We start from the raw sequence: 4,151 nt of genomic DNA, 5'->3' as shown, positions 1-4,151 counted from the left end.
CGGTTCTGCATCCTGATGGCTGGGTGCTGTGTCCAAGCGAGCGCAGCAAGCGAAGCCACCCTTTTGCGTTTTGAGACCAGGGTTCAGGCTCTTTTCCCATATGGGCAGAACCAAGGTGACCACAACGTCATAACGCCCCCTCATCTCATAGAGAAAAAAACACCCCACAACCGATCTTGAAACGATCATGGCAAGCGTAAGAAATCGACGTACGCAATACGAGCGTTTTCCTTGTCGTCGAGGATGAGCATATCGCCTTTATGCAATGCGTGAGAGAACCCCGTGCCAAGTGGCTCCCTCTGGGGCGGCGACGTCATCCGGCTCAACGAGCGTAGGTTATAGTTATTGATCCGCCATGTGCGGCTGCCTGAGTCATACATAATCTGGGCCTGCACCGCAGCATCGGTGGTGGGACCAGGGCTAGCCGAGCTATTAGCATGCCATGTGTGAAGGGTACGCCCTTCGCTCCCAATAATCGTATATGATCCTTCACGATCCCATGTCTTCCCCACTTTTTTGTAGAGATGGAGCAGCGGAATCTGCCCGCTCGGATGGCGCATGGGTGTCTTGCACCACGGGCAGCATGGCGATTGCTCCAACAGCGCAAAGCTCTTGAAGACACATGTTGGATTGGCGCAGGGAACAATACGGTCATACATTTGAATGAGCGCCCGCTCCCATTCGGCGGCACGGGGGCGCCGACTAGGGTTTTTCAGGTGTTCGACAAAGGTGCGCTGGAAGAGTTTATGTACTCCTTCGCCGAGCAGGCGTGTACTGGGGAAGTTTGAGGCGGGCCGATTGGAGTGATCCGTAGGGTGTTCGATAAACAACGCTTTCTGGCCGTACATCAGTTCATCGTCGATCGCAGGATCATTATGATGCTTCTTCGGGCCACGGAATGGGTCGATGATGAACAACAACCGGTAGATAACCACAGCCAGCGCATGCAGGTCGGCATCGATCGATGGTGCCGCAGCCCCGGTGACGATCTCCGGTGCCATGTAGCCCCTGGTGCCGATCACCACTGGAGGGAGTTGGTCAGGCACAACCAGTCCATCACAATCAAGCAGGGTTACCTGACCATTGACGGGGTTCAGGAAGATGTTGTTCTCTGAAAGATCGGAGTGGCACAGCCCAAATTGGTGCAGCCTTTTTACTAAGCGTGCAACTTTGATGGCAGCGGCGACATAGCCCTGCCAGCTACCTCGATCCTGAGGCTGAAGCAGTCTGCTACGAAACTTCCAGTTGACGAAGTGCGACATTGGCCGCTGCTCAGCTATCTTGCGCATACGGATACCGACACTGGGCTTTATAACCATCGCGTTGGGCCAAGCAAAGAATTGCTCCCAGTATGTGTGCTCTTTCACCGCATTAAAGCGGTTGAGTACGGCCTCGGTCGCGTGGATGCGCCACGGTTCGGGGGTTTTGTAGAGCTTGATCACCGAAACACCATCACTTGAGAAGAAGAGGATGCCATCGCCGCCCTCGGCAAAGGGTGTATCGCTGCAAGTGACCGTAGATCCGTCTGCAAGTATCGCCTGCACGGGGGTGCTCCTCACGATCCCTGGTAGAGTGCCACGAGGGTGCGATCATCGAACGAGGCCCGTTTGTCATAGCCGAGCCAGTTATAGATGGCCTCTGCCGGGATCTTCTCGCATGCAAATGTGTTCAGTGCATTGAAGAGTATCCGGATGTTTTGTTCTTCGCTATCAAGCACATCATCAGAGACGCCGTCAGTCATTGAGATGATCATGCACGGTAACTCGGACAGCTTATAGATCCAGATGCGGTTATTCCACTGCATGCCCCTGACATTGTTGAGAAAAACGGTCGCCCCGGCGACCTCGCCCACATCGGCAGCGCCGAGTCGCACATAGCTCGCATCGGCCTTTTGCAACGCGATCAGCCCGTCACCCACCTGTGCCACCGTAAGCTTACGCTCATCAGGGCAGAAGGCGAACAGTTGGAGTGTGGTTGAGAGATCGCGGCTCGTGATCGGTCTCTGTATGTTGTTGGCAATCTCCAGGGCTTTCTGCTCAAGGGCTTGGTAGGTTTGACTCAGCGCTGTATCCATCGCCCCTCGAATATGGGAGTCGCGGATCTCCTTCCCTTCGGGCAGTTCCATTGCGAGCACCTCGACCGATGTCTTCACTGCTATATCAGCGCCAACACGGGACAGGTCATACGAGCCGCCCCCATCAGCTACCGCCACAATCGTCCACTCTTTGTTACGACTGACACCAGCCCACCACGCATCCTCACGATACTTCGCCTCGTGAGCGTGCATCTTACCGCGGCGGCTTGCCCCAGTGATGCGCCACCCACGTGTCCCGTCCAGATCGCGGATATCCTTGTGATCGACCTCATACGACCGATCAATCGGTTCATGCTCCTCCCACTGGCGTGGCGTTGGTTTGATGAGCGGTTTTGCCTCGACAATAGCGGTCGACGCATCGCCTTCACCCTCGGGCACAGCCTGCGCATCAGGAGTCTGATCGCCGTGCGTGATCGCCTGATCGCCTGTGGATGCGGTAAGCATAGGCGTTGCTGGTGGGCTGTCAAGCTTGGCGCGAAACTCTGTTGGGTTCATCCAATCATCTGAGGTTGTTCTCCATAACTCTTCTGCATCTGCGTTCCCCTTCGTCACGATCTTCTCACCGAGATCGAGAAAACTTTCTCTAAGTTCAGTCGCTTTGTGGGGCGGAATCGGTTGGGCAGCTTGCACATGGAGGATACGCTGGGTCTGATCAGTCGGCAGCGTGCCCGGCGGCGGAGGGGAAGTGGGATCTGGCTGGGTCGGCTGGTTAGATGGGGTCGTCTCTTCCGGCCTGTCGGTGTTCTGGTCTTGCATATACGAATTCCCTTAAGCCTGTTGCAAGAGGGCATGGAAACAACACAGCATAAGGCTATGATGCGCAGAGACAGCACGCCTGCGCTGCGGCCATAGCAGCGTTCAAGAGCAGCGTACTAAATGCTGATCGTCAACTGAGGAGGGGGTGCGGGCATGTCCATCTGTCCACCACCGCCAGCAGCTGAGACGCTAGCAACTTTGACCGACTGGGAGACCCATTTGAAGAAGGCGGCAATATTATCAGGCGTCGCATCCACCATGCGCAGTCTCACATCGGCAATCTGATCTAGGGTGGACATATTGGCTCCAACGCCACAACCGAGTGCAATGATCGTCGCTGGCTTCTTCTGGGTACGGCTTCGCAACCGACTCAGGGCTGAGCGCCAATCATCAGTGGGCTCGCCATCGGTCAGCAGGAAAATCAGCGGCTTGTAGTCGCCCTTGCGTTCCCCGGTATTGCCGGTGACTTCGCGATCAAGGGACTGCCCGAGCAGATCGAGCGCAGCCCCCATCGAGGTCGCGCCATTCGCCTGAATCGGCGGTGGGGTGAACTGAGTCAACTCGGTCAGTGCTACAACCTGTTGCGCGGTGGAGTCGAAGGTGATCACACTGATCCAGCACGTCTCAACAGCCTGTGGCGTATTCATCAGTTCGTTATACAGAAGAACCACACCCTGATTCACCGCCTGGATCGGTGCCCCTCCCATTGAACTAGAGGTATCCAGCAGAAGATAGATCGGGAGGCGACGTCCTGTTGATGAGTCGGCGAAGTTGAATTCAGTCATTGTTCTCCTCCATAATTCATGATTGGTCACTGAGCGTCTACTGCGATAAAGATAAAGCCAAAGACTCCGCCAATCAGTCTTAAGCGCACAATTAAAGCAGCGCAGCAGCCGAGCCGCGATGTCGGTTAGGACGTAGAAACCGTCCACAACAGCGATAGTCAGAACAACCTGCAGGTTGCTAACTTCCTTTAGAGAATACCACGGCAAAGTTACCCATAGCAGCAAGATCCCCACAATACTGCTGATCAAACCGACCACAGTAGTGATCAGCGTCTTGCGCCCAAGCTGATGATGGTTACAAGAAAGACTTTCGCCGTGGAATCATATGATTAGTCGTAAAAAATAGACCAGGCTTGATCTACACGATAAACAGTAACATGACAATCTGAAAATATTACCATTTTTAAATAACATTTGTCAAGATATCGCTAGCGAAGGTAGGGCTACGTCAAAGTGGTAGCCCATCGTGTATCCTTCTGAAGGAATGATCGAACGCTTCAGGAGGACACGATGGA

At 54.6% G+C, this 4,151-nt stretch carries 3 protein-coding genes; all 3 read right to left on the bottom strand.

From position 1 onward, the window contains the following. Nucleotides 1-185 precede the first annotated feature (185 nt). Nucleotides 186-1,544, bottom strand: a complete 1,359-nt coding sequence (locus A9Q02_RS17815; RefSeq protein WP_097654437.1) for a protein kinase domain-containing protein — start codon at nucleotides 1,542-1,544, stop codon at nucleotides 186-188. An 11-nt stretch (nucleotides 1,545-1,555) separates the two neighbouring features. Then, nucleotides 1,556-2,851, bottom strand: a complete 1,296-nt coding sequence (locus A9Q02_RS17810) for a PP2C family serine/threonine-protein phosphatase (protein ID WP_097654436.1) — start codon at nucleotides 2,849-2,851, stop codon at nucleotides 1,556-1,558. Between the two features lie 116 nt (nucleotides 2,852-2,967). Continuing rightward, a complete protein-coding gene (locus A9Q02_RS17805) occupies nucleotides 2,968-3,636 on the bottom strand; it encodes a vWA domain-containing protein (RefSeq protein WP_097654435.1) in 669 nt (222 codons plus the stop codon). Nucleotides 3,637-4,151 lie beyond the last annotated feature (515 nt).

Origin of the sequence: Candidatus Chloroploca asiatica (genome assembly GCF_002532075.1) — a bacterium.
GTDB classification, from domain to species: Bacteria; Chloroflexota; Chloroflexia; order Chloroflexales; family Chloroflexaceae; genus Chloroploca; species Chloroploca asiatica.
Note: the sequence above shows the minus strand (reverse complement) of the source record. Positions and strands in the feature narration are given on the sequence as shown.